Annotated in this window: 20 protein-coding genes and 2 tRNA genes; 5 read left to right on the top strand and 17 right to left on the bottom strand. The window is 49.3% G+C overall.

Annotated features, from left to right (window positions below):
• The first annotated feature begins 18 nt into the window (after positions 1-18).
• Together HRI97_RS03345 and HRI97_RS03340 are read left to right on the top strand one after the other, a co-directional pair.
• Positions 19-858: a hypothetical protein gene (locus HRI97_RS03345; RefSeq protein WP_253726546.1), complete on the top strand. Its 840-nt coding sequence runs from the start codon at positions 19-21 to the stop codon at positions 856-858.
• 115 nt (positions 859-973) lie between these two features.
• Entirely contained in the window at positions 974-1,138 is a 165-nt protein-coding gene (locus HRI97_RS03340; RefSeq protein ID WP_180485302.1) for a hypothetical protein, read from the top strand.
• A 75-nt stretch (positions 1,139-1,213) separates the two neighbouring features.
• On the opposite strand, the gene HRI97_RS03335 is transcribed toward HRI97_RS03340, so the two are convergent.
• The 12 genes from HRI97_RS03335 to recQ form a co-directional block, all read right to left on the bottom strand.
• On the bottom strand, positions 1,214-2,605 hold the full coding sequence (locus tag HRI97_RS03335; RefSeq protein WP_253726544.1) for a GntP family permease: 1,392 nt from the start codon (positions 2,603-2,605) through the stop codon (positions 1,214-1,216).
• A gap of 136 nt (positions 2,606-2,741) precedes the next feature.
• Positions 2,742-2,815, bottom strand: a tRNA-Arg gene (locus HRI97_RS03330).
• A 236-nt stretch (positions 2,816-3,051) separates the two neighbouring features.
• Positions 3,052-3,477, bottom strand: a complete 426-nt coding sequence (locus HRI97_RS03325; RefSeq protein WP_253726542.1) for a hypothetical protein — start codon at positions 3,475-3,477, stop codon at positions 3,052-3,054.
• Positions 3,478-4,345: 868 nt separating this feature from the next.
• Positions 4,346-5,104 (bottom strand): hypothetical protein, encoded by a 759-nt coding sequence (locus HRI97_RS03320; RefSeq protein WP_253726540.1) that lies wholly within the window; start codon positions 5,102-5,104, stop codon positions 4,346-4,348.
• Positions 5,101-5,703 (bottom strand): hypothetical protein, encoded by a 603-nt coding sequence (locus tag HRI97_RS03315; protein ID WP_253726538.1) that lies wholly within the window; start codon positions 5,701-5,703, stop codon positions 5,101-5,103. The genes HRI97_RS03320 and HRI97_RS03315 overlap by 4 nt, the downstream gene beginning before the upstream one ends.
• Positions 5,704-5,828: 125 nt before the next feature.
• Positions 5,829-7,166 carry an RluA family pseudouridine synthase gene (locus tag HRI97_RS03310; RefSeq protein ID WP_253726536.1) on the bottom strand — a complete coding sequence of 446 codons (1,338 nt, stop codon included), beginning with the start codon at positions 7,164-7,166 and terminating at the stop codon, positions 5,829-5,831.
• A gap of 3 nt (positions 7,167-7,169) precedes the next feature.
• Positions 7,170-8,687: a type I 3-dehydroquinate dehydratase gene (locus HRI97_RS03305; protein ID WP_253726534.1), complete on the bottom strand. Its 1,518-nt coding sequence runs from the start codon at positions 8,685-8,687 to the stop codon at positions 7,170-7,172.
• Between the two features lie 29 nt (positions 8,688-8,716).
• A complete protein-coding gene (locus HRI97_RS03300; RefSeq protein WP_253726532.1) occupies positions 8,717-9,769 on the bottom strand; it encodes a PASTA domain-containing protein in 1,053 nt (350 codons plus the stop codon).
• Between the two features lie 128 nt (positions 9,770-9,897).
• Positions 9,898-10,290: a NusG domain II-containing protein gene (locus HRI97_RS03295; RefSeq protein ID WP_253726530.1), complete on the bottom strand. Its 393-nt coding sequence runs from the start codon at positions 10,288-10,290 to the stop codon at positions 9,898-9,900.
• Between the two features lie 132 nt (positions 10,291-10,422).
• Complete coding sequence (locus tag HRI97_RS03290) at positions 10,423-11,340, bottom strand: 1-phosphofructokinase family hexose kinase (protein ID WP_253726528.1); 918 nt, start codon at positions 11,338-11,340, stop codon at positions 10,423-10,425.
• 129 nt (positions 11,341-11,469) lie between these two features.
• Complete coding sequence (locus HRI97_RS03285) at positions 11,470-12,330, bottom strand: class II fructose-bisphosphate aldolase (RefSeq protein WP_253726526.1); 861 nt, start codon at positions 12,328-12,330, stop codon at positions 11,470-11,472.
• Between the two features lie 265 nt (positions 12,331-12,595).
• On the bottom strand, positions 12,596-14,503 hold the full coding sequence (gene recQ, locus HRI97_RS03280) for a DNA helicase RecQ (RefSeq protein WP_253726524.1): 1,908 nt from the start codon (positions 14,501-14,503) through the stop codon (positions 12,596-12,598).
• A gap of 69 nt (positions 14,504-14,572) precedes the next feature.
• Here recQ and HRI97_RS03275 point away from each other — a divergent pair.
• Positions 14,573-14,655 (top strand) — tRNA-Leu (locus HRI97_RS03275).
• 456 nt (positions 14,656-15,111) lie between these two features.
• Here the strand turns inward: HRI97_RS03275 and HRI97_RS03270 are convergent.
• The 3 genes from HRI97_RS03270 to HRI97_RS03260 all read right to left on the bottom strand — a co-directional run bounded on the left by HRI97_RS03270 (position 15,112) and on the right by HRI97_RS03260 (position 19,520).
• A complete protein-coding gene (locus tag HRI97_RS03270) occupies positions 15,112-16,803 on the bottom strand; it encodes a DUF438 domain-containing protein (RefSeq protein ID WP_253726522.1) in 1,692 nt (563 codons plus the stop codon).
• Between the two features lie 125 nt (positions 16,804-16,928).
• Entirely contained in the window at positions 16,929-18,488 is a 1,560-nt protein-coding gene (locus HRI97_RS03265; protein WP_253726520.1) for a YifB family Mg chelatase-like AAA ATPase, read from the bottom strand.
• A gap of 186 nt (positions 18,489-18,674) precedes the next feature.
• Entirely contained in the window at positions 18,675-19,520 is an 846-nt protein-coding gene (locus HRI97_RS03260) for a PHP domain-containing protein (protein WP_253726518.1), read from the bottom strand.
• Positions 19,521-19,585: 65 nt separating this feature from the next.
• Here HRI97_RS03260 and HRI97_RS03255 point away from each other — a divergent pair, with 65 nt between their 5' ends.
• Positions 19,586-20,833: a Crp/Fnr family transcriptional regulator gene (locus HRI97_RS03255; RefSeq protein ID WP_180485285.1), complete on the top strand. Its 1,248-nt coding sequence runs from the start codon at positions 19,586-19,588 to the stop codon at positions 20,831-20,833.
• Positions 20,834-21,281: 448 nt separating this feature from the next.
• Here the strand turns inward: HRI97_RS03255 and HRI97_RS03250 are convergent, their stop codons facing one another.
• Positions 21,282-23,246, bottom strand: a complete 1,965-nt coding sequence (locus tag HRI97_RS03250) for an FAD-dependent oxidoreductase (protein ID WP_180485284.1) — start codon at positions 23,244-23,246, stop codon at positions 21,282-21,284.
• Between the two features lie 114 nt (positions 23,247-23,360).
• Positions 23,361-24,254 carry a phosphatase PAP2 family protein gene (locus tag HRI97_RS03245; protein WP_253726516.1) on the bottom strand — a complete coding sequence of 298 codons (894 nt, stop codon included), beginning with the start codon at positions 24,252-24,254 and terminating at the stop codon, positions 23,361-23,363.
• Between the two features lie 95 nt (positions 24,255-24,349).
• Here HRI97_RS03245 and HRI97_RS03240 point away from each other — a divergent pair, with 95 nt between their 5' ends.
• Positions 24,350-25,243, top strand: coding sequence for a DMT family transporter (locus HRI97_RS03240; protein WP_253726514.1), 894 nt, complete (start codon positions 24,350-24,352; stop codon positions 25,241-25,243).
• Positions 25,244-25,250: the final 7 nt, after the last annotated feature.

Here is a 25,250-nt window from a genome sequence, read left to right as displayed (position 1 = left end):
TTTCTGTATCCTGTAAGGGTGAAAAAATCAGTAATAAAAACAGCGGTATTGTTTTCCGTCTTGGTATTGTTTCAGGCGCCGGCAAAAGAATTCGGTCCCGAAGAAAACGCCCTCATCCAAAAAATATTCGATTTCAGGCTTAGACTCAGGACACTCGACACCGAAGACGAATGCATCGAAAAAATCATCGAATACCGTAATTCACTCTCCGACGAAATGAAAACCTTTTCCGAAGAAGCGCAGATTACGTGTACCAATATGCTTTCAACGGCGCACTACAACTGCGAATACGCCAAAGACATGAAATCCCCGAACATGGAAAAAATTCTGCGCCCCCAGTACGAAAAAATTATACAATTCACCCGGGCAAACGAAGGTACCGATTTGAATCCGTGGTTCATTCTCACTTCGGCGGACGTGCTGAATTCTATGATGCAGTTTTTACCGCAATCGGAATCCATAAAAATCGGACTTCAGGAAAAAAAGGACTACGCCGACGTTATTAAAAAAAATCCGACCATGAGTTTCGCCTATACTCTTTCCGGCTGGTGGTATTATTATGCGCCCGCAATCGGAGGCGGAAGCAAAAAGCTTTCAAAGGATTTTTTCATCTCGGCACTTAAGTACGCCAAAAGCGACTACGACAAGTTCTACGGAAACATTAATCTGGCGCAGTTTTATTTTGAAGAAAAAAATACGGCGGAATGCGAAAAGCTCATGGAAGAAGCGGAAAAAATTCTTTCGGGAACGCGATATGTACAATTCCTAAAAAGCATAAATGCGATCGGCTATTCGCTTTTCGACTACAATATGAATTCGCGTCGGGATAAAATAAATCAAAAATTGGCGAACCGGTAAAGCGGAACAAATTTCCAATACCGCGCGAAATCTTGCATACATTCCGTTTCCGCTATATACTTAAACCGTGTACGAAACTTTGTTGTAAGTGTCTGTATTTTTTATGGGAGCCGCTATGACAATCGAAGGATATTTTGACGGAAAAACCTTTGTGCCGCTTGAAAAGCTTTCTTTGAAACCGAATCAAAAAGTGCAGATTACGGTTCTCGACGAATTCCTTACGTCCGAAAAACAAAAACAAATTTCCCGAAAACACGGCAAAAACGACAATAAAAAATAAACCGCAAGCCGACTTCGACGGAATCGGCAAAAAAGCGGAGAGCCCCGAAAATCACGGGGTCTCTCCGCTTCGAAATCAATGCAGGAAAAGCGACAGAATAAATATTTCGATGACGCCTGCGATGCCGAGCACGAGCGTACCGAGCGTTTGCGTTTTATAGCCGCGTTCGGGCGACATGGCGCCGAAGTTCGTAACGACCCAGAAGTACGAATCGTTCGCGTGACTTACGGTCATGGCGCCGGCGCCGATCGCCATACACGCGAGCGCAGCGCGTACCGGAGAATCGAGACCGAGCACCGGAAGCAGCGGCGCAATGATGCCCGCAGAAGTTACGAGGGCGACGGTCGAAGAGCCTTGAGCCGTTTTCAAAATCGCCGAGAGGATAAACGGGAAAAGGATGCCCATCGTTTGAAGCACCGTCGCGTGCATTTTGATATAGTTTACCATATCGGAAGACGCGATAACCTTTCCGAGCACGCCGCCCGCCGCAGTGATAAACAAAATCGGGCCGGTCACTTTGAGCGTTTCTTCCACGATCGCATAAAAATCTTTTATTTTATCGGCAAGCTTGAGCTGCAGCACCGCAAAGGCGGTACCGACGCCGAGCGCGATAACCGGAGTTCCGAGGAATTTAACAACATCGATTCCGAAACCTTGCATTTTTGCCATCGTAACGACAGAGGATGCCGCCATGAGAATAACGGGAACGACGATCGGCGCGAGCGCGTTAAAGCCGTTCGGAAGTTTTTTGAATTCGGCGACGAGCTGTTCGTAGCTTTTCGTCACCTGTCCCGCATCGGCTTCATCGTCTGCACGGACACGGGTGCCGATATATTTGGCAAAAAAATAGCCTGCGATAAGCGGCAAAATAGAACACAGCGCTCCCATACCCATGACGAGCAAAAGGTTATCGCCGATACCGAGCGTATTCGCAGCGGCGATAGGTCCCGGCGTCGGCGGGATAAATACGTGCGAAATATACAAACCGAATGAAAGTCCCGCCGTCATCGCCACGGAAGAAGCGGCGGTTCTGTTGACAAGCGCTTTGCGGATGGGATTCAAAATGACGAAACCCGAATCGCAAAACACGGGAATGGAAACGACCCAGCCCATGAGCTCTACGGCGAGGACGGGGTGATTTTTTCCGACGAGATGAATGATCATGTCCGCGAGTTTCAGCGCAGCTCCCGTTTTTTCAAGTATCGAGCCGATGAGCGCACCGAGGATGATGACGATGCCGATGCTCGTAAACGTACCGGCAAAGCCCGCGCCGATAACGTTTGCAAGTCCCTGCACCGTTTTTCCGTCGGCGGTTTTCATGTCGACGAGCGGAATACCGGCGATCAAACCGAGCAGCAACGAAATACACATGATCGAAATAAAGGGATGAATTTTGAATTTTGAAATTGCTAAAACCATGACAATGATCGCAATGACAAAAACAAAAATAAACGGTAAACCTGTCATATATAATGACCTCCTTTTTTGCCAATTATAGTAACACGAGTTTCCAAATTCTGCAAGAAATTTTTTATGAAATACGAATATACGGATTATAAAAGATAATAACGCCGTTCAGATATGATGGAAAACGGCTTAGGATTGACGCATGGCGGACTCGAACCGCCTACCTACTGCTTAGAAGGCAGTTGCTCTATCCAGATGAGCTAAAGCGCCGTAAAAACCATACTACATTAAATACGTAATTCTTGCAAGACGGCGGGACAGACGGCGGGGAACAGTAACGGCGAAGCGAAATACGATTTGCCGGCAATACGATTTCAGCGGCACGGAATTCGTTCGTCGCTCGTAATGATGAAAATCACGCGACGTACCGTAAACGAAAATTTCGTCGAAAAAACAAAAGCTTTTTTCGATTCGATTCAATATCGATTCGATCGTTAAAAATTCGATCAACGGGCGGCTTCGCTTTTACCGCCGTATTTTACATAGCCGATACCGTTGAAATCAAACGTATCGCCGGAAATTTTTCCTCGTTCGGCATCCGTTGAAGAAACGGAAAGCCACACGCCTTTAAGCGCATTGAATGTCGACGTAACGGTCAGCGTGAGTTCTCCGTCGGATTGTGCATCGCCGGAATAAGTTCCTCTTTCGGTTTCGATTTCGCCCGACCTTGATCCGTCCCTTCCGTAGGCGCCGCGTGAAAACGTTTTGTTTGCGTAAAAGCGATAAAACGTATAACCCGATTTATCGTCCGCGCTCATGACATAGCGGTATTCCGCAAGTCCGCTTCCCTTCTTCGTCGATTTACACGAAGCGAAAACACCGAGCGCGGCAAAAATTGCGAAAACGACAATACATCTTTCAACGTGTTTCATACGACATCTCCCGCAAGCGCTTATCCGGCAAAGGCGGCGTTGTGCGATCACCTTTAAAATCCGACCGATTCTTTTAACGCTTTATTGTAGCCCGAATACCGATTTTTGTAAATCGCCGTTCGAAGATCGTTGTTCGAATATGCTGAAAACTTCGTTCCGCCCGTTTAAAACCCCTGTCGTACGGCGGCACCTACGAAGTCTGCGCCGGTAAAGCGGAAAATCACTATCTTCGTATTCGCCGGCTCTACGAAAAAGAGCAGTTGTATGTTATTACGATTTTGAATACTTTGCAATTATATTTTGCAATTCAAAAAGTGCCGATTTACGCAAACAGAGGACAGTCGATTTCCGATCTTTCATTTCATCCGTCAAAGCATCGATAAAGTATCCGTCATATATATATGCGTCTTTTAAATACACCGAAAGAAAATTATCTTCGCCCTTATCGGTTTTATAACAAAAAACAATATCCGGACGATCGGAAACGCAAATTCTTTTCGTTTTCGCAGATGAGACAATACGCCAAACCGTTCGCACTTCTTCATCCGAAAGACGGCTGTCATATATTTTCAATTCTGTGTACATCGGGTATTTTTTATCACAACCGATAAATGCAAAACAAACAAGCGATAAACATAAAAAACGTATAATCTTATTCATTTTTATTATTTTTCACCGGAACCTCGCCGACAGTCGTATTAAGCGATATCTTATGTATAACTTTTCGTACATATTAATAATCCCGTTTTAAAATTTGGAGTGCAAAACCCAAGAGTCACACTTACTGCAAAGATCGTTATCGTATTTTTGCAAACGTTGCAAGGACACGCAGTTTTTGCAAAAACTACCGAATCTCACGGTATAATAATTACTTACCGTCAGGAATATTTTTTTCTTCAATCACAAAGGCTTGTTCATATTTTGTAGTATATGAATAGTTAATAAAGTACGGTTTTCCGTTTTCATTGTACAACTCTTTTAATAAATCTCCGTCAATAAAGTAAGGACTTAATTTATATCGGCCGTTCCATTCAAAACGTCTTGTTGAAAAGAAAAAACAAAGCTTGTTTTGATACAAACCGAAAAAGTTTTTATTGAAATCGGCTTCGATAAATCTTTTTTCCGGCGGATAAAAAACAATATGTTCGGGATCCGTTATATCAAAAATAAAACATATACAGTCATTATATTTACCTATATTCCCTAGAAGCATCAAAAAAGTCTTATCTTCAAAATTTGCGGAACACAATTTTAAGCTATGTAAATCGAAATCCGATTCATTATAAACGAATTCCTGACCATTGATTTTAAACTTACCTTTTCTACACTCTTTATTATTACCCATCGGATAATACAGAAAAGTCTCGATGCCTTTTATATTTTCAATTGAAAAAATCCAGCATGTAGAATAATCGGAATCTTTTATATACTGAGGTTCAAGCGTACCGCGGTCTTTGATTTGAATTTCTTTATACGGATATTCTTTAAAATCAAATAACGAGCGTAAACTTGTATCCGCAAAGATCAGAGTACTTGACAGCATCAAATATAAGAGCATAAATACTTGCAGAACCCCTGCTCTTATCCCCTGAACGAGCAGCACGTTGTCTTTTTTTCTTCGCCTCATAAAACACCTCGGCCGCTTTCCAAAAGCCGTTTCAAATCAGCCTTTATCTCTTTCGCCGACATACGATCAAACGATAAATAGCACGGTAAAAATCCTTTTTTCCTATTATGCTCTTCTGTCTGTGCTATCATCTTTCCCGTTACAACAACGTGAGGACGTGCACTGAATCGGACACCAGCGGCTCTGCTGTCTTCCTGTAATTTTTGATACGCTTCTCCTCGCTCCACCAATATATCATATAGATATCTATCAAATGAATAAATTATCCTTTCAGAAAAACCTAATGTCCATGCAGGTGTAGGTGCATCGGTCACCAATAAATAATCATCGTCGATATTCGGAAAATCGTGATAGCGCATAAAGAAGATATCTGTTGCATGTGGTTTCAATTCGTGTCCTTGCACGCTCATCGCCCCTCCCCAACATTCATAATTAATAAGAAAAAAATCATTCTCCGAAACTCTCGTTTCCCTAACGCGAAAACCTTTTGTCTTTAGATAAATCGCAAATACTCGTATTATAAAATGTCTCGCGTATAAAATCTCTTTAGCCGTCAATTGTCCCCAATCTTTTGATGCATCGATATGCATTATTTCCATATTAATAATCCTATCTTAAAATTCGAAGCGCAAACCGCAACGGTACACTCATGACAAACATTGCGGCCGGCGAAGGCCTGCAATCATAGGCGCTTGTCGCGTCCGCCCGCTCCCGCATCATCCCCTTAAAAATCGGGTTCGCATTCAAAGGCGACGCGCTCGCCCCTTACAGGATGGATAAACGACAGATACGAAGCGTGAAGCATGAGACGCTCCCCCGCCCCGCACGTTCCGTACAAAGAATCGCCGACGATCGGAAGACCGAAACCCTGCATATCGCTTGACGCGACGCGGAGCTGGTGTGTACGCCCCGTGTGCGGAATAAATAAAATGCGCGTCACCTTTCTGTTTTTTCCGTCGGTTCCGCGGTACCGGTTGTAGCCGAGTTTTTTCCATTCGGTGATGCCGAGCTTGCCGTTTGCTTCGTCGTAGACGCGCTTCGGGCGGTTCGGCCAGTCGAGAGAAAACTTCAATTCCATGCGCCCTTCGACGACGCTTGGAAGAGGTGCACATCGGCCGGGCGCGTTTTCGAGAGATCCGTCAAGCAGTGCGATATAGCGCTTATGCACATCGCCTTTTTCGAACTGCATCGAAAGCGAACGCTGCGCGTCCTGCGTAAAGGCGAGCACCATGAGCCCCGACGTTTCCATGTCGAGCCGGTGCACCGACGGATACGGAATCGTTTTCGGAAAGAGGCGCTTCATGCGGTTTACGATGCAGTCCTGTTTTTCGGGTCCCCGCCCCGGAACGGAAAGGAGGCCGCTCGGCTTATTGACAACGAGGATCGCATCGTCGCGGTAGACGATTTCAAGACCGAGCATCGAAGGCAAAACGAGCGCGCAGCGTTCGTCGCACGGCGGATAGGATGTGCCGCTCTCTTTGCTTTGCGTCGCCTTTCCCCAATACATTTCATCCATGCTCACGGGAAAAAGCGAGTGCGAAAACGCATACTCGAGCAGTTTCGGCGCACAGCAGTCGCCGGTACCTGTCGGCGGCAATTTCGTTTTGCAGATATCGCTAAGATGCCGAACGCTTCCGTCTATACAGTGAAATCGATAAAGTTCATGTACTTTTCGAAGCGACTCCGTCGTCAGGATTTCCCTCTCGGCGGCGATGCGGCGGCGCTCGTTTTCGGGAGCGCTTTTCAATGCCGCGGTCAATTCGTGAATACGCTTGTCGTTCGGTAAAAGCGCGTCCGTGATAAGTTCTGCGCTTACGATCGGCGGTACCCATATCCCTTCCGACTCGCCTTCGGCGACGAGGCTGTTGCCCGAAACCGCGTTGAGAATTATTTTATTGCCTTCGGCATCGGCGCATACGAGACACCCGATCATAACGCCGTGCCCGTCCCGCTCTTCGCTCGGAAGCGACACCTGTTTTAAAACGAGGGAACCGTTTTGAAGCCGCTCGAAAATCTTTTTCAGATAGAGATGCGCGCGTTTTGTCGGCAGCGGCGGAAACATCGGCTAACAAAGCCTCTCGCACTCGGCGCCGTAATCGATTCCCGTAAAAATTTTAAACTGCCTGTAACCCTGATACTTGAGCATTTCCGCACCGTTGCATGTTTTGCAGCCCGCTTCCGCTGCGCGCGCCATGATCGGAGTGACGGCGGGTACATATACCAAATCGAATACCGTTTCCGTTCCGGTAAATTGATAAAAATACAGCGGGTCGCCGTCTTTCGACGCTTGCCCGTCCGAGTTCATACCCTTCGACGTCGTCTGAACGATGATGTCTGCGTACTTTTCGATTTTTTTTGCGGCTTCGGGGCCGAGCGGCGCATAGTCGAAGCCGTACCGTTCGGCGAGCGCTTTTGCATGAGAAAGCGTTCTGTTAAAGATGCACGCTTTAGCGCCGAGGGACTGTACGACGTATGCGACTGCTTTTGCAGCTCCTCCGGCACCGATGACGGCGACGCGGCGATGACGCAGTTTTTTTACGCCGAGAAAACGCAAAAGCGCCGTTTGAAATCCGTACGCATCGGTATTGCAGCCCGTCCATCCCTCGTCGGTGCGCACGACGGTATTGCATGCTCCGATCGCCTGCGCTTCCGAATCGAGCTTTATCAATTCGGGGATGACGGCTTCTTTATGCGGAACGGTTACCGCAAGTCCCCTCACGCCGAGGGACGCCGCGCAGTCGAGCACATCTGAAACGGACGGAGAGCGCAGCGGAAAAAGGAGCGCATCGATATTATTGATTTTATATCCTTCGTTGTGAAGCGCGGGACTCGACGTTTTTGCAAGCGGCCAGCCGGTCACCGCATAGAGCGCCGTCCGATCGCTTAAAGCGCGGAAACGGTATACGTCGTTCAGCGTTACGGGATCGATGTGACCGATAGCAGGGATATTGCTTTCGGTTTCTTCAGGCGACACGTAAGTCAAATACGAATGAAGCTTATATGCCAAAATACGCGTCACCTGTCCCATCGGCCCCATCGCGCAGAGTATATGCTCATGATCCGCCATCGAAGAAGCTTCGCGGAACATATCGGCAACGTCGGAAAGCGTTTTCGGCATAAAAGCTATCTTCGGAATTTCGTAGCCCGTCGTTCGCATCGCTTCGCACTTCGCTTTGAGATTCTTTATCGGCTTTTCCATGTCGTGGCAGCTTCTGATGATGCGAACACCGAACGCGAGGCATGCGTCCTGCAAACTCGGAACGCGGAAATCTTGCTCGAAATCGACGTATGCGAAATTCTTTTGCGGATCTTGATCGGCAAACGCGAGCGCGCGGCCGAAAAGCATCGTCCGCGACATTTCGTTGCTCGCAAATCGTCCGCCGTCGGCAGTGCGCCGGATCGTCAATATGCACGGGACGTTGACCATTGCCGGGAAGCGGCGCACCGAAAGCTGTTCATCCGGAGCGAGAAAATCGACGCGGAGCTCTGCGACATCGATATAGCGGTTATACTTCCGCACGAGCGCCGCATTCTCTTCGAGCGTCAAAGACGTGAGTGTCAAACAGACCAGCGGCTTACCCATTGCCATATCCTCACGAATTAATCATTAACTTATCTGACGGTGATTCGCTTGTGATCTTTTTCTCCGGTAGACGATACGACCGAAAGCACAAGATCCGTACCTTTCGGAACGGCGTACGGGATCGTAACGGCACCTCCCGGATGAAAAAAAGTCACAATCGTATAGGCGTCTCCGTCTTCCGGTTCCGCCGTGAGCTTTACCTGTACGGAGAACGGATAATCCGGCAGTACGCCTTCGAATATACCGTACACGTTGCCGCCCGAAGCCTGCCGCGGAAATGCGAATTCGACGGCGACGTGCGTATAGTTCGGAACGAGTTCTTCCGCAAAAGTCTGTTCGTGCACGACCGTTCCCGCGTTTTCGCCCGGCTCCGCTTCATGCGACGTAAAATCGAAGACGAGACGGGTACGCGCCATCTGTTGGAGCACATCGCTTACGGAATTGCCGATCAAATCGGGAACTCTCGTGTTTTCGAAATTCGGTCCGCGGCTGACGACGAAGTGCACCGTTACGGGGTCGGTTATGCTCGTACCTTCGGGCGGATCCTGTTCAAGGATCGTACCGGCTTCGGCAGTGTCGGCCTTGTACTGCGGAGAAGCGATGACGATGAGCGGCTTTGCCGATCCCGCAAAGAGCGTCTGCAGTTTCATGCGTACCGCATCGATATTTTCTCCGATATAATTTTCCACGTGATCGATGACGACACCGCGGCTCACGACAAGCGAAATGTGGCTGAAACCCTTTCTGATTGCCCCGCCCGAAGGATTCTGTTCGAGAATCGTCCCTTCGTCGCCCGGCGTTTCCGAATAGCGCAGCTGGATTTCGGGATACAATTTTTTCGCCTGCATTTCGATAAGCGCTGCAGTCAGTTTTTTTCCCGTAACATCGGGAACGAGCACTTGTTCGGGGCCTTTTACGTTTACGGCAAAGACGGCGAGGCATGCAAGCGACATCACGACAAATGTTGCGATGACGGTCATCAAAAGCAGTTTGCCGTTCGATTGAAGCTTTTCAAACGCAGCGTGAAAATCGATCCGGAAAAATTTTTCTTTTAATTTTAATAATATACCTTTAAGCTTCATATCAATCATATCCTCGACAGTTTTTTATCCTATCATTTTCCGCACACATAATCAATGTTTATAAAACGACGAAAACGGAACGCTTCGCAGCATGAAATTATTAAAAAGCGATAAACGCATTTTTCCGTCTAGCGTACCGTCGCATCGACGGACGACGCTCTGCCGCCTTCTATCCGCAAAAACACTTGATTCGGAAGACAGGCCGACCATTCGCCGGTTTCGCTTATCGGCATGGACTGCACGCAGGTTTTATTCGGACACGGAGAATCGAGAAAACGGGCGGTACCGCCTGAAATTTCGATGCGCGACGTACCGATCGCGCCTTCAATATCGATAATTCTGTCTTTCGACATATCGTACGCAAAAGTACCGCGCGGAGTATGCACGAGAAGTTCTTTTCGAGCCATACCGCCGCTGTACGCGTATGAAAATGCATATACCGTAACGACCGCAAAAACCGCAAAAACGGCGATATCGATCAATTTAATTTTCCGAAAAAAATGTAAAAAAATACTTGACATTACGCCATCACTATAGTATATTTTAAGCAAGCTTGTAAATAAGCTGATAAACTCTCTCCGATGTCCAACTATGTTGGACGGTAGAGGCTCCGGGTGGCGTTGTCGTTCGGAGCCTCTATTTTTTATTTGCCGTTACCGTAATCCGAGACGGATCGACTGCGCGTTTTTGAGAGCACAATCCATACCGAAGCGCACCGCATCGGAAAGCGATTTTCCCGCAAGCAGGCTGTGCATCATGCCGGCGGTAAGCGCGTCTCCGCAGCCTATCGTATTGACGACGGGCGCGTCTTTGTTCGGAACGGCCGAAAAATCATTTCCGTCGTACACCCACGTATCGAATTTGCCTCGGCTTATGACGCTTTTCGTCCCGTAATCGTCGAATATTTTTTTTGTAACGGCACGAACGGTTTCACGGAGAGCATCGGAATTTTCATTTTCGAAAACGACGCGGCCCTTTTCCACGGTTGCCACAAGCTCGGAAAGGTTCGGCTTAATGACATCGGGACGCGAAAGGAGCGAGCGCCGTAAATCTTCTCCCTTTAAGTCGAGTACGACAAGCTTTCCCAGCTCTTTTGCCCTCCCTGTCATGCGGGAATAGAGATCGGCTTCATAGCCTTGGGCGCGCGTGCCGGTGATAACGAGCGCATCGAATTGTCCGATAAGCGAATCGAATAAATCGAACGCGCGTTTTCCGGCGCCTTTTTCGACGGCGGGCGGTTCCTGCACGATTTCCGTACTCGTCTTTTTTTCGCCGTTGACGATATTGATACACGTGCGCACGGGACTCGTTGACGGAAAAGATTCGAGTATGATATTTTCCGCTTTACAAAGATCGAGAAATTCATCGGCACGGCTTCCGCCGAGGTGTGTCAGTACGTGCGCTTCGGTTCCGAGCTGCGTCAAAACGCGAGCGACGTTCACTCCCTTACCCGAAGGAAGCGTAAAATAATTTGCGGTACGGTTCACTTCGTTTTCATAAAAAGAATCGAGTACGACCGTGAGTTCAAATGTCGGATTCAAACAAACCACGAGCACTTTTCCGGATTTCATTTTGCAGCTCCTAAAAAAAATATCATTAAAAAATTATTATACGGATCGAATTTCATTTTTATTAAATTCGAAATTATTGTCCGAAGCGAAAGGCGGCGAAACTTTTACAGGCACTTGCGGCATTTCTTTTCAGTCAGCCTTGCCTGCGCTTCCGACGACGTCGATCAGCTCTTCCGCAATAACGGCACAGCTTTCAATCACCGAGCGGCAAACGTTTCGGGGATCGACATCGGGCGATTTTGCGTATTCGTTTTTTACGGTATCGGAAATGCCGTGTACGCGGAATTCGGTTCCGACATTGATTTTACGTATGCCGCAGGCGATCGCCTTTCGTAAATCTTCGTATGATACACCCGTACCGCCGTGCAGTACAAGCGGGGTGTCGGGAATCAGCGTATGAATCTTTGCGATGCGCGCAAAATCGATTTTGGGTTCGGTTTTATAAAACCCGTGTACCGTGCCTGCCGCAACGGCAAGACAGTCGACATGCGTATCGCGGACAAAGCGAACGGCTTCTTCCGGCTGCGTAAACAAAGTCGACATATCATCGACTTCGATATCGTCTTCTTTACCGCCGACATTTCCGAGTTCCGCTTCAACCGTCACGCCGTACTTTGCGGCGTATTCGACGACGCGTGAAGTAAGGTCGACATTTTCGTCGTAGCTTTTCGAAGACGCATCGATCATAACGGACGTAAAGCCGTCGTCTATACAGCGGCGGATCATATCGTAATCGCGGCAGTGATCAAGGTGTACTACCATATCGATTCCGTAATCTTCGCTGACACCTTCGCACATTTTTACGCTCGCCTTTTCTCCCATAATCTTCGTGCCGCTTACGGTCGCCATAGCGATGACGGGACTGCATTTGTTTTTTGCCGCCTGCGCTATGCCCGCAAGATTTGAAAACGTAAAAAAATTAAATGCGGGAACGGCATAGTTTTCTTTTCCCGCTTTTGCAAGTTCATACTTCATCGTCACCAATGCCATATTCGCTTCCCCCGAAATTGCAGACGCAAAAACACGATGCGCCGTTTTATTATTTTAAAGTGCATTACACTTTTTTGCAATGCGCAACAGTATTGTTATATAGAAGGTTTAAACGAGCCGCTGAAATAGCGCGTCTCGTTTAACTTCGAGTTTTCTTTTGAAAACTCGCGGATATACGTGTGCGCTCTCGCACACTGATACGGCATTTTCGAAAATTGACATTTTCTGCAATGCCGCATTTTAAGGAACGGCAGCCGGCACGTTTTTACACATTGTTTACGATGCGTATAATCGCGCTTCCGAAACGATCTGCTTTTACCGAACCGATGCCGTATACGCGGGAAAGTTCCACGTCGTTTACCGGCTTTTTGGCCGCAATGTCGGCAATCGTCCGATCTCCGAATATGACGTACGGCGGCACGTTTTCTTTTTCGGCGATTTTTTTACGCCACACTTTGAGTTCCCGCGCGATGCGGAGCGCATCTCCGTCGCTTTGATCGACGATTTTTGACGGAAGCGATTTTTTTGCAGCTTTGCGCGGAAAATCGAATGAAGCGGATCCGAAAGATGATGACTCGGATTTTACGGCAATATGCCGAGCTTCTTCCGCTTCGAAAACTCCGGGAGAAATCGGCAGTTCGATTTTTTCACGCAAAGCCAAAGCACGCTTTGCCTTTTGCGAAAGAGAAAGCACTCGGTAGTCTTCGGATTTATGAAGATAACCCGCATCGACAAGCGCTTCGGCAAGCGCAAACCAATCGCGCTTCGGAAAGTCCTTTCCGATACCCCACGTCGAAATCGAATCGTGACCGTTTTCCGCAATGCGTTTGGCACGAGAACCCGTAAGCACATCGATGACGTAGGACGCGCCGAATCGCTCCCGCGTACGGAGAATACACGAAAGAAGCTTTTGTGAAGGAAGCGTCACATCGACCGACGGAAGCTCCCCTGCCGCGCAAACGCTGCAGCATGAAAAAGCATCCCGACTTACGCTTTCTTCGCCGAAATAGGAAAGCAAAAACCGTCGGAGACATGTCTTTGACGAAGCATAAGAAATCATGCTTTGCAAAAGCCGTTCCGATTTTTTGCGGTCGGCGCTCTCGTCGAAAAACCAGCGGATCTTCCGTACGTCTTCCGCGCCGTATAAGAGCAGCGCGTGAGCAGGAAGTCCGTCGCGCCCCGCCCTGCCGATCTCCTGATAATATTGTTCGACGGATTTCGGAACGGAATAATGGATGACAAAGCGCACATTCGGCTTATCGATTCCCATACCGAATGCGACGGTTGCAACCATGATGAGCGCTTTGTCGCGGATAAACGATTGCTGATGCGATGTGCGTTCGGCGTCGCTCAAACCCGCGTGATAATTCAGCGCGGAAAATCCCATATCGCAAAGAGAGTGCGTAAGGTCATCGACTTCACGCCTCGAAAAACAATAGACGATACCGCTTTCATCCGGATGATTTTTAATAAAATGTACGACTTGACCGAGCGCGTTCCGCTTGGGCTGCACTTCAAGAAAAATATTTTTGCGGTTAAAACTCGCGACAAAAACTTCGCATCGTTTCATGCCGAGATTTTTAATAATATCGGCTCGCACGGAAGCCGTTGCGGTCGCCGTCAGCGCAAGACACACGGCATCGGAAAAGAGATGCCGCACGGAAGCGAGTTCGAGATAGTCGGGACGAAAATCGTGTCCCCACTCGCTGATGCAGTGCGCTTCGTCGATCGTAACGCAGCTCACTTTAACGCCGTCGGAACAAAACAAATCTTTTAAGCGCTCCGTCGCAAGACCTTCGGGCGAAACGTAAACGAGTTTTATCTTTCCCGAACGGATATCGTCCGAAGCTTTTCGATAGTCGTCCCATTCGAGCGTGCTGTTTAAAAACACGGCGCTGACACCGTTTTCGGCAAGGGCGGACACTTGATCCTGCATAAGCGCGATGAGCGGAGAAACGACGATCGTCAGGCCGTCGAAGATGAGCGCGGGAATTTGGCAGCACAGCGATTTGCCGCCGCCGGTCGGCATAACGGCGAGCGTATCCTTTCCGGCGAGCACCGACGCGATAATCTCTTTTTGAAAGGGCCGAAAAGAATCGTAACCAAAAACGGCTTTCAGCACCCGCTCCGGCTCCGCACCGACAAAATCGGCCGCACCCGCGTTGTGTACCATAGGGCAATTATAGCGTTTCACCGCGCACTTGCAAACCTGCCCCTCTTTCGGTATAGTAGTACCTGCCGCGCCGGCATGGTGGAATGGTAGACACGAGGGACTCAAAATCCCTTGGCCGCAAGGCCGTAAGAGTTCAAGTCTCTTTGCCGGCAAAAAAGAATAATTGCACAAAAAATATACTTATTAAAAATACTCCGTATCATAAAATCGGCTGCACTCCCGGCAGCAGCCCTGCCGTTCGCCGCGGCTGACCGTGATTTGAATCGGACTGCGCAAAATTTCTTCGAAATTTTGCTTGCCATCGGTCAGAGCGGCTCGGCGGCAGTTCCGCTGCCTCGCGTTCCACCTTTTTATTTATCCGCATACACTATTTTTATACTTGCATATTTCTTGTACTCTTACCCTACAGTAAAAAAGGCGGCAGGATGCCGCCGGAAGCGAGCGGAGGCGTTCCCGCAGGGAGTGTACAGGATGTACACGACCGGAGGGATTCAAGTCTCTTTGCCGGCAACAAGAAATTTCACATCATCAAATAAATCATTATAACAATAATACTATTGACTATCTGCAAACAGAGACTTGAACTCCGAAGCTCGCATGTGCTCGATTTATTTTCCGTCGTGAGCTTTTATCTTCGCTTCGATCGCCGCGATCAATTCGTCCATCGGCATCTGACTGCGCTCGCTCATCATAGAAACAGTCGCTTTCGGGATCATGATGCGGGCGAGCGGAGTCTGAAGCATTTTAAATGCGGGATTGATCGACGGAAGTTCGGCTTTCAACCACGGGTAGGATGCAAGCAAATCCGAAAGCTTCGTTTCGCCTTTGAGCGGGAAGAGCTTTGCACCGGTCGTACTTGCCGAAGAATTTGCCATATCCCCGTTTTCCGAAGAATGTTCCGGTGAAGCGCCCTTGTCTCCGGCGCTTTCTTTTTTTGAAGAGCCGTCCGCTTTCGGCAAGCTTTCCGCATCCGCTGCATTGCTTCCCGAAGCGGTGTCGGCTGCATAACCGCTCTCTTTTTTGCCGCTGCTCCACGTCAAAAGCGTCTGCGAGCCTTCGAGGCTCCTGATATGGGTGCAGTCCTGCATCATCTCCAAAACGCCGCGGAAACGCCCGTCGGCATCGCGCACCGCGATATACGTAATATAGATAAAAAGACCGGGCTTATTTATCCAAAACTCCGCTTCGTTCTCTTCACCGCTTCTGAATTTTTTAATAATTTCTTCGACGATGTGAACGCTCGCTTTCGGATGACAATTTTTTACGTCGCGGCCGATAACGTTTTTGCTGCGCGGAAACACGCGGTGTTCGGTATCGGTGTAAAAGCGGACGATTTCATTTTCGTCGACGTAGGAAATATCGACCGGCATGTGTTTATAGATCAAATTGATTTGATCGAGCGTCAAGCGTCCCGTCGTAACGTCGAATTCTTCGCCGGCGGGAGCTGCGTAACCGTGTTTTTGCAAAAGCTTTGCAAGGTCGCTTGCAAAATCGCCGCTTTCGCCGGCCGAAGTTTTCGCATCCGCACAGCTGCCGTTCGAAGAAGCAGCCGCTCCACTTTTTGCGGAACTTGAGTTTACATCGATCCACGCAAAACCGATTTCTCTGTCGCCGATTTTCATATCTTCGAATTCTTTCGGAGTGAGCATCGCAAGAGAGGTCGGATACAAAATCGTGTTTTCTTTGGAAATCAAATCGCGCACGTCGGCGACGATCGTCGGCTGCATTGCGAGAAAGGCATCGTCTTTGCCCTCTTCCAAAAGCGTGCGCGCGTCTTTTATCTCGTCGCGGATAAAATCATCGAGTGTCCACATCGTCGTCGTCGGGCGGTCGAAGCCTTTACGCTCGAGCATTGAATACAGTTGATTTTGCTTGCGGGAAAAGTGCAGACGATACTGCGCAAGCTTATCGTAGATTTCGAGCCATTGATTTTTGATGAGCGGGTACTGAACCAAATCTTCGATTTCAAGCATGATTTTTAAAAGCGCATCGTTTTCGCGGTAGTAGCACATGATCGGATGGTCGGCCGGCAGATCGGGACGGGATGTGTCCATGATATCTTCAAAAAGGACGAGCATGCTTTGGATGTTTTCTTTGCGGCATTCGTCGTCTTCGAATTCTTTAAGCTCCTGCTCGGCAACGGCGATTTCCGCAGGCGTAAGCTTTTTTACTTTTTCTTTTAAAATCCGCTTTGCCTCTTCAAGGCTCATGCGACCGCCGTTGTACGCTTCTTTTATTTCCAAAACCGTCTTCAGTTTTTCTTTATCGATATCTTTAAGATAGTGCATCATATTTTCCATAAATAACCTCGTGCGTGTTTTTAGCATTTTTACGGGGCTTTGTCAATTTGTTGCACTAGGCTAACAAAACGCACCCGCAGCACATACCGCGACCTCCGCAACGGGCACGTTCGAAAAACTACGCCCTACCCGTCGACATTTTCCGGCAAAAAGCCCGTGCATGCTTTTCGATATTGTACGGCTTCTTTTACGTGCGCTTCCTGTATGACGGTACAGCCTGCCATATCGGCTATCGTACGCGCGACTTTTATGGAACTTGAAACGGCGCGCGGAGAAAATCCGCAACGCATCGCCGCGTTGTCGAGCGACTTTCGCCCGTCGGCGCTCATCGGACAGCATCGCGCAATTTCTTCCGGCAAAAGCTTTGCGTTTTTTTTACCCTGCCGCTTCCGCTGCGTCTTTACCGCACGCGCGATTTCCGTTCGCAATTCGGCGGTCGTCGTCCGCGCGGCGTCATGCGAGATCCCTTCGTTGTCGACGAAAATGCACATATCGATGCGGTCTAAAAGAGGCGCTGAGAATTTATTCCAATAGGTTTCGACGGCACGGGCGCTGCACAGACAGAGTTTCGATTTCGATCCGAAGTTTCCGCAGGGACAGGGGTTCGCCGCCATGAGCAGCTGAAACGACGCGGGATAAACCGTCGATCGGCCGGCGCGAGCAAGCGTGATGCGTCCGCTTTCGATCGGTACGCGGAGCATCTGCAAAACCGACGAACGGAATTCGGCGGCTTCGTCGAGAAAGAGCACGCCGTTGTGCGCAAGCGATATTTCTCCGGGTATACAGCGTGCACCGCCTCCGCACATGCCTTCGATCGTTGCGGTTTGATGCGGCTGACGAAACGGAGCGATTCTGACGAGAGGTTCGTTTCCGCGCATGAGTCCTGCAATCGAATAGATGCGCGTGACGGGCTGCGCTTCTTCGACGGTAAGCAGCGGGAGCAGTGTTTGAAATTTTTGCAGCGCCATCGTTTTGCCGCAGCCGGGAGCGCCGATCGCAATGAGGTTGTGTCCGCCGGCCGCCGCAATTTGCAAACCCCGCACAAAAAAAATTTGCCCCGCCACATCGGCGAATTCGAAACCTTCCGTAACGGGCGGAAAGAGTACGCCATCCGTTTCGACGCAGTGTTCCGGCACAAAGGCGCTTTGATTCGACAGGCTTCTCTCGGTAAAAACTTCGTCCGAAGCGAGCGCGGAAAACGCATCTTCGAGAGATGCCGCACCGTACACTTTCATACCGTGCACTTCGCGCGCTTCGTCGGCATTCGCAAGCGGTACGATGCATTTAAAAATACCTGAGGCTGCAGCGGTAGAAGCGGCAGCGTGGACGGCGCGTACGCCGCGCACATTTCCCGAAAGCTCGAGTTCTCCCATAACGAGGACGGAAGGCGAATCGGAAAACGAATCTTTTCCGCTTCGCGCTTGGAGGACGGCGAGCGCAATCGCCAAATCGAAGCCTGCGCCTTCTTTCCGCATATCCGCAGGCGATAAACTGACGAGCACGCGCTCCGGCGGAAACTCGAAACCGGAATTCTGCACGGCTGCCCGCATGCGCTCGCGCGATTCTTTTACCGCGCCGTCCGCAAGACCTACGATATCGACCGCGGGAATGCCGCGCCGGATATCCACTTCAACCGTAACGAGCGCACCTTCGTACCCGAACGGCGAAAACGAAAAAATCTGCATACGCATTATGCTCCCTGCACGCAAAATCTCCCCTCTTTAATTTCAATCGTTTTGCGGCTCAACTTCCCCGTATAAGATCGTCTCAAGCCGTGCAGTTTCGGAGCATGTGTATAAAGATTTTTTGAAAAAATATGCGGTACGGCCGGCCGGACCGATATAACCGCCCGCAGCGGGAGAATAGCGCCCTTACTTTGCCAAATGCGGAAGCAGCTCTTCGTAATAAAATCGGGCGTCTATTTTTTTACCGTCGGCGGTATAACCGAGTTTTCTGTCGGCGCGGATTTTTTCGCCGTGAAAATCGCTTCCCGCAGTGACGAACATGCCGTGCTCGCGCGCAAGCGATTCGAGACGCTTGCAGTCGTGACCGCTCGCCCCCGGATGATAGGCTTCAAGCCCTTCGACGCCGCGCGAGTGAATGTCTTCCACAATAGTCCTGAGATGTCCCCATGACACGTAGAGCGACAGCGGATGCGCGATAACCGGCACGCCGCCCGAATCGACGATCGCCTGTATCGCTTCGTCGAGATTCGCGCCCGTACGCTCGGCATAAAAGGGTCTGCCTTTACCGAGGTATTTTTCAAACGCCTCCCGATTATCCTTTACGATATTTTTGTACTTGAGGTATTCGGCAAAGTGCGGCCTGCCTATGGAACTGTCGGGGAAAAGGGAGCACAGCTCGTCGTACGACGCGTCGATACCTTCTTCGCGCATCTTTTCGATTATGTGCAGATTCCGTTCGGTACGTTTTGTTTGCAAAAAATCGACGAGCTCCGCCAACGACGGCGAAATATGCGTAAAACCGAGTCCGAGCAAGTGGAATTCGCCGGTCGGCCATTCGACGAAAATTTCGATGCCTCGTATAAAGGTAATATGCCGTTTTTCGGCTTCGGCTGCAGCTTCGGAAAGCCCCGCTATCGTATCGTGATCCGTCAGCGCAAAAGCGGAAATGCCGCTTTCACACGCCTTTTCGACAAGTTCGGCAGGGCGGTATTGACCGTCGGATGCATTGCTGTGAGTATGTAAATCAATCATCAAAAAGAGCATAGCATAAATAGATGATTTATGATATAATATCGTAATGTACCAGGGGATCTTGTATGCCTAAAGCGATGCAATATACAAAAGGATCGATCGTTTACTTTGAAGGGGATAAAGACGAACGGATTTTTATCCTGCAAAAAGGTATTCTCGTCCTTACAACGACGGATGTGGAAACTCATCAGCCCGTTACCGAGCAGGTAAAAAACGGCGAGTTCTTCGGTGTCAAATCCGCACTCGGCCGTTTTCCGCGCGAAGAAACCGCAACCGCGCTTACCGACTGCGTTTCGATCGCTTTAACCATACAGGAATTCGAACAGATATTCAGCAGCAACAAAGAGATCATCATGAAGATGCTCCGCGTCTTTTCAAATCAGCTGCGCCTCATTCATAAAAAAACCGAAGCGATTCTCAACAACGTTCCCGAAGATCAGCAGACAGGTATGATCGCCGTTGCAAAAAGTTTTTACAACGACGAAGAGTATCTTTCGTGCTGCGACATCTGCGTTAAATTTTTATCGCTCTATCCGAACACTGCGAAAAAAGACGAAGTTGCAAAATTATATGCCGATGCAAAACTGCGCAACACAAAGATAAAAGAAAAAATAAAAAGCAGCGATACAACCGAAGAAGACGAAGAAGCTTCAGGTGCGCTGAAGCAGTTTGCACTTCCCGCTTTCAAACGTTTTGCAAAGCAGTATAAACCGGGCAATGTCATCATCAGCGAATTCGAACCGGGCAACAGTTTTTATCTTATTCAGTCGGGACGCGTACAGCTCGTCAAATGCGTAAACGGCGCAAAGAAAAATCTGGACATCATGAAGCCCGGTGAATTTTTCGGAGAGATGGCCATCCTCGACAATTCTCCGCGTTCTGCAACTTGCGTCGCGATCGGCAACGTCGAATGCCTCGAATTCAACAAAGAAAATTTCCAACTGCTCATCATGGGTAATCCTCAGATCGCGATCATCCTATTGAAGCTTTTTTGCAAACGCATCTACGACCAACGACGCCGTTTGCGTACGCTTGCGATCAAAGACGTACAGGCCCGAATCGCAGACGTCTTTCTCATGTTCGACGAAATGAATCCCTCGGTAAACGCGAACGACCGGCAACGGAAGTTCAACGTGTCGGCGGCGGACGTGGCGCATTGGGCGGGACTGTCGCCGGAAGCGACGCGCGATGAAATCAACAAATTCGTCGAAAAACGAAAAATCGAAGTGTACGACAACTATATCATCGTAGACAATATCGCCGATATGAAGCGTATCGTCGACACGAGAAGCGGTCTTTCGGAACAAAAGTAAATTTTACCGAATGTCAAGTTTTGAAAGTATGCGTGAATAAAGCTATGCTTTCGGCGAGAACGACTGCTGCACAATTATTCGTAATCGTGTACAATCGCGGCTCTCACAGCGGAATCTGCGTTCGGCTTCGCCTCACTACCGAGTTTGCGTTGCAAACTCGCAGGATTTAGGGAACGGTTGTGCTTTTAAGCAAATCTTCCGCAAGCTGAACGCACAAAGCCGCACGCGTGTCTCCCGCTGTTGCGCCGCATCGCGCACGCTTCCGACCGTTTTATCACGCAGCCGAAAGATAGTCTTCGCGCACTTTTATTTATGTTCAAAACTCGACATTCAATCGGCGAACAAAATGGATGGAAAAAGGGCTGTCTCAAAAGTTGCTTACTTTTTCGACAGCCCCTTATGCACGGGTCGAACCCCGGCTTACTTAGTGTACGCTTTTTTCACGCCGTTACCGCGCATCCGCGATGACCGTATCGCCTGCGAGCTTGCCGAATACGACCGTATCGACGACGGCGTTTCCGCCCAAGCGGTTCGCACCGTGTATGCCTCCGGTGATTTCACCCGCCGCATACAAACCGGGAATAACTTTACCGTTCGTGCCGATGACACGGCAGTTCGTGTCGATCGTAACGCCGCCCATCGTGTGGTGAACGCAGGCCTGTCTCGGAGTCGCGACCCACGGACCCTTCGTCAGCTTCGTCGAATAAAGCGTTCTGCCGAATTCGTCGCGTCCGGAATCGACGCTCGCATTGAAGGTGTCGATCGTCGCTTGGAGCGTCGCAGCGTTCATGCCGAGTTTTCCGGCGAGCTCTTCGAGCGTATCGCCTTCATAGATGTAGCCGTTCGATTCGAGATAGTCGAAGGTAAAGCCGTCGGCGCTTCTCCAATCGGGATCTTTGATGTCTTTATACTTGTCGCCGTCGCCGGATTCGAGCATATAGAACACTTTATCGGGCTGCGCAAAAACCGCAAGACAGATATTGTCGCGTCTGCCGCCTTCGTTCGTAAAGCGTTTGCCCTCTTTATTGATAAAGATGATCTGGTCGGTGCCGTTGACATCTCTCGGCGGATACTTCGTCAGCTGTCCGTCTTTTAAGTTGCCGAGGTACAAAAGCTGGAGCTGTTCCATATCGGTGAGCGAAGCGCCCGCAGCGACGGCCATTTCGATACCGTCTCCCTGTGAGCACGAAAAGCGGTTCGTCGTCGCGACTTTGCTCAAATCCTGCCATTTGCCCGACGTATTGTACTTTTGCACCATCGCGCCGTTTGCGGCAAAACCGCCGGTCGCAAGAATGACGCCGTCCTTTGCCGAAAGGGTAAACTCGTTGCCGTTTCTGTCGGCGCACACGACGCCGGTAACTCTGTCGCCGTCTTTGACGAGCGATTTGCCCGTCGTCTCTACCATGACCGTGATATTGTTCATCTTCGCGATGTTTTCGACATAGGTCGAAATAAAGCCGGTTCCCATCTTCATCATGCTGGTGTGCGTGCGCTGCCACAGAGAACCCGCTCCCTGGCTGATGACGTCGGAAAAGCTCATGCCCAAATCGTCGATCCAACCGAGCCCGTCGTATGCGTTATAGCACAATACTTTGACGAGATTTAAATTACCGACTTTATCGCCGCCGTTCCAGGTCTGCAGCGCAAACCATTCTTTCGAGTCGAAGAGGTCGGTCCTGCCGCTCGATTTGTACGCGTTCCACTGCGAGCGCACTTGCGCCTGAAGAGCGGCGTGTTCGCCGTTTTTCGAAGCTTCAGCGAGAGCCGTTTCGATCGTGCGTTTTACCGCGTCGCCCATCGTCACTTTTTTCTGAAGCGCTTCGTCGGGCGTATTGTAGATCGCGCCGCACACGAGCGTGTCGCCGCCGACTTCGCCGTTCTTTTCTACGATGATAACCGATTTATTCTGCTGTCCCGCTGCGATAGCCGCCGCAAGCCCCGCTCCGCCGCCGCCGACAACAACGACATCGGCACTCGCATTTTCCGGAGCGGCTGCAGCTTCCGGTTTCGCATTCCAATCGGAAGGATTCGCTTTCGCATCTTTCAGACAGTTCGATACCGCAGCTTTAATCGCAGCCGACGTAATCGTCGCACCCGTCACGACATCGACGTTGACCGACTGATGCTTTACGATTTCGGCGGGGATCAATTCGGTAGGAGCCATTCCTCCGGCCGTCAAAACCGTACCGTTCGCATCCATGAGCGGACTGCCGATGCCCGGTGTTTCCGAGTTTTTCGTAACCTGTACGTCCGCGATCTTTTTGTCTGCAATCGTAACGGATACTTCGACAGCGTCATTCATACCTTGTACGGACGAAGTATAGGTTCCGTTTTTAATCGATTTACCGCCGCAGGAAATCAACCCCGCAGCTGCAAATGCAGCCAATGCAAATGAAAGTAATTTTTTTTGCATTATCTTTGCCTCCAAATATTGTTAAACAGTCGCTGTCATGTACAGCGATTTTTTTTATGTTATGACCTTATATCCGCTTTGTCAAGAAAGGCACGGCAGACTGTGCAGACCTTTTTAAAATCTTGCACTTATGCATACACCGTTCGGAAGGACGGAAAGCGAAACGGTTTCTTTACGCTTTTCAATCGCCTTATGAGATTGCCGTCCGATCATATGCAGGAGCGGTATGCCGATACCGAAAACGGTACCGAAGGCGGCGCCCGCAAGCACGTCGGTTAAAAAGTGATTACCGCTTGAAAGACGCAGCACTGCGACCGTCGCAGCAAGCGCGTAGGAACCCGCACTCACCGGAATATTCCACAGAGAGCGGGGAAAGTAGACGGCAAAGACAAAACTCGTAAACGCGGCGGCGGCAAAAGCCTGCATCGTGTGTCCCGACGGAAAAGAATTATTCCAGTCGCCCGAATCGACATCTTTTTGCGGATAGCCTTCGAAGTACATATAAGGACGTGCGCGGAACGTGAGCGATTTTATAAAATCTTTTACCGCATGCGTGAGAAGCATCGTTTCGGCATACATAATACCGATCGTAATCCATTCGTGTCTGTCTACGGATGCAAATACGAGCGGGGCCGCCATCGCACATCCGATAAATACGTCTCCCGTTATATCGAGCGCGCGCGAATACGGGCGCATAGCCCATCGGTCGAAGATATTTACGTCGTCACGGTTGTACGGAGTTTCGCCGAAAACACGATCGTTTTTAAAACGGAACAAAACCAAATCCGCCGCAAAGAGTCCGATACCGCTCCCGATAAGGACGGGATCCGTTATCGGATTCAATGAAAAATACTGCCGTGAACCTGTGACATAGGATAAAAATCCGCTCCTTCCCGCTTCAATTTGCGGAACGCTCTCTTTGAGTCTTTCGGCAAAAACATTTTCCGAATAAACGGAAGCACATGACAAAACGGCAAACACACACAGAGAAAAAATCGATTTCATCATTTGCGTATTATTATATGAAAACAAAGTTATACTGTCCACAGTCCGCGGAAAAGCGTTCTCTTGTCGATAAAGCCGATTCGCTTTATACTGCATATATGCCTCAAGAATACAGCAAATCTCGCATCGCGCGAGGCGTCTTTTATATTATCTGTTCGTCTTTTTGTTTTGCACTTATGGGAATGCTCGCACACCTTGCAGGCGACATACCTTTTATGCAAAAAGCGTTTTTTCGCAATATCATCGCCTTTTTTATCGCTTTCGCATTATTGATAAAAGAACAGCGCGAAGGAAAGAGGCCGTTTGTACTGCCGCGCGGAAGCGTCCTTTTTCTTTTTTTTCGATCCGTCGCCGGTTCCCTCGGCATATTCGGAAACTTCTATGCGCTCGATAAAATCAATATCGCCGATGCGTCGATTCTCAACAAGATGTCGCCTTTTTTTACCGTCATCTTCAGTTTTTTCATACTCGGTGAAAAGATCATGCCTGTTCCGCTTGCGGCAATCTGTATTTCGATTGCGGGAGCGGCTTTAGTTATAAAACCGTCGTTCGAAATTACGGCCATGTTTCCCGCTCTTGCAGGATTTTTGGGCGGTGTCGGCGCGGGATTCGCATACTCGTGCGTGCGGCGCTTAAGAGTGATGAACGTAAACGGCAAACTCATCGTCGCCTGCTTTTCGCTTTTTTCATTGCTCCTCGCAGTTCCGTTTTTGCTCTTTCACTTTTCACCGATGACAGTCCGCCAGCTCCTTATCATGCTTGCGGCGGGAATCGCGGCTGCAGGCGGTCAGCTTACAATAACGGCGGCATACAGCGAAGCGCCTGCCGCAAAGATCAGCATATTCGATTATTCGCAGATCGTTTTTTCATCGCTTATGGGATTTTTCGTATTCGGTCAAATCCCCGATGCGATGAGCTTCGCAGGTTACACCGTCATCATCGCCATGGCGATCGTCGTATTCGTATACAACAGACGGCACAGCGATTATTAATTATCGA

Source organism: Treponema socranskii subsp. buccale (assembly GCF_024181585.1).
Classification (GTDB): Bacteria; Spirochaetota; Spirochaetia; order Treponematales; family Treponemataceae; genus Treponema_D; species Treponema_D buccale.
The sequence above is the reverse complement of the archived record's forward strand: the minus strand, read 5'-3'. Positions and strand labels throughout refer to the sequence as shown.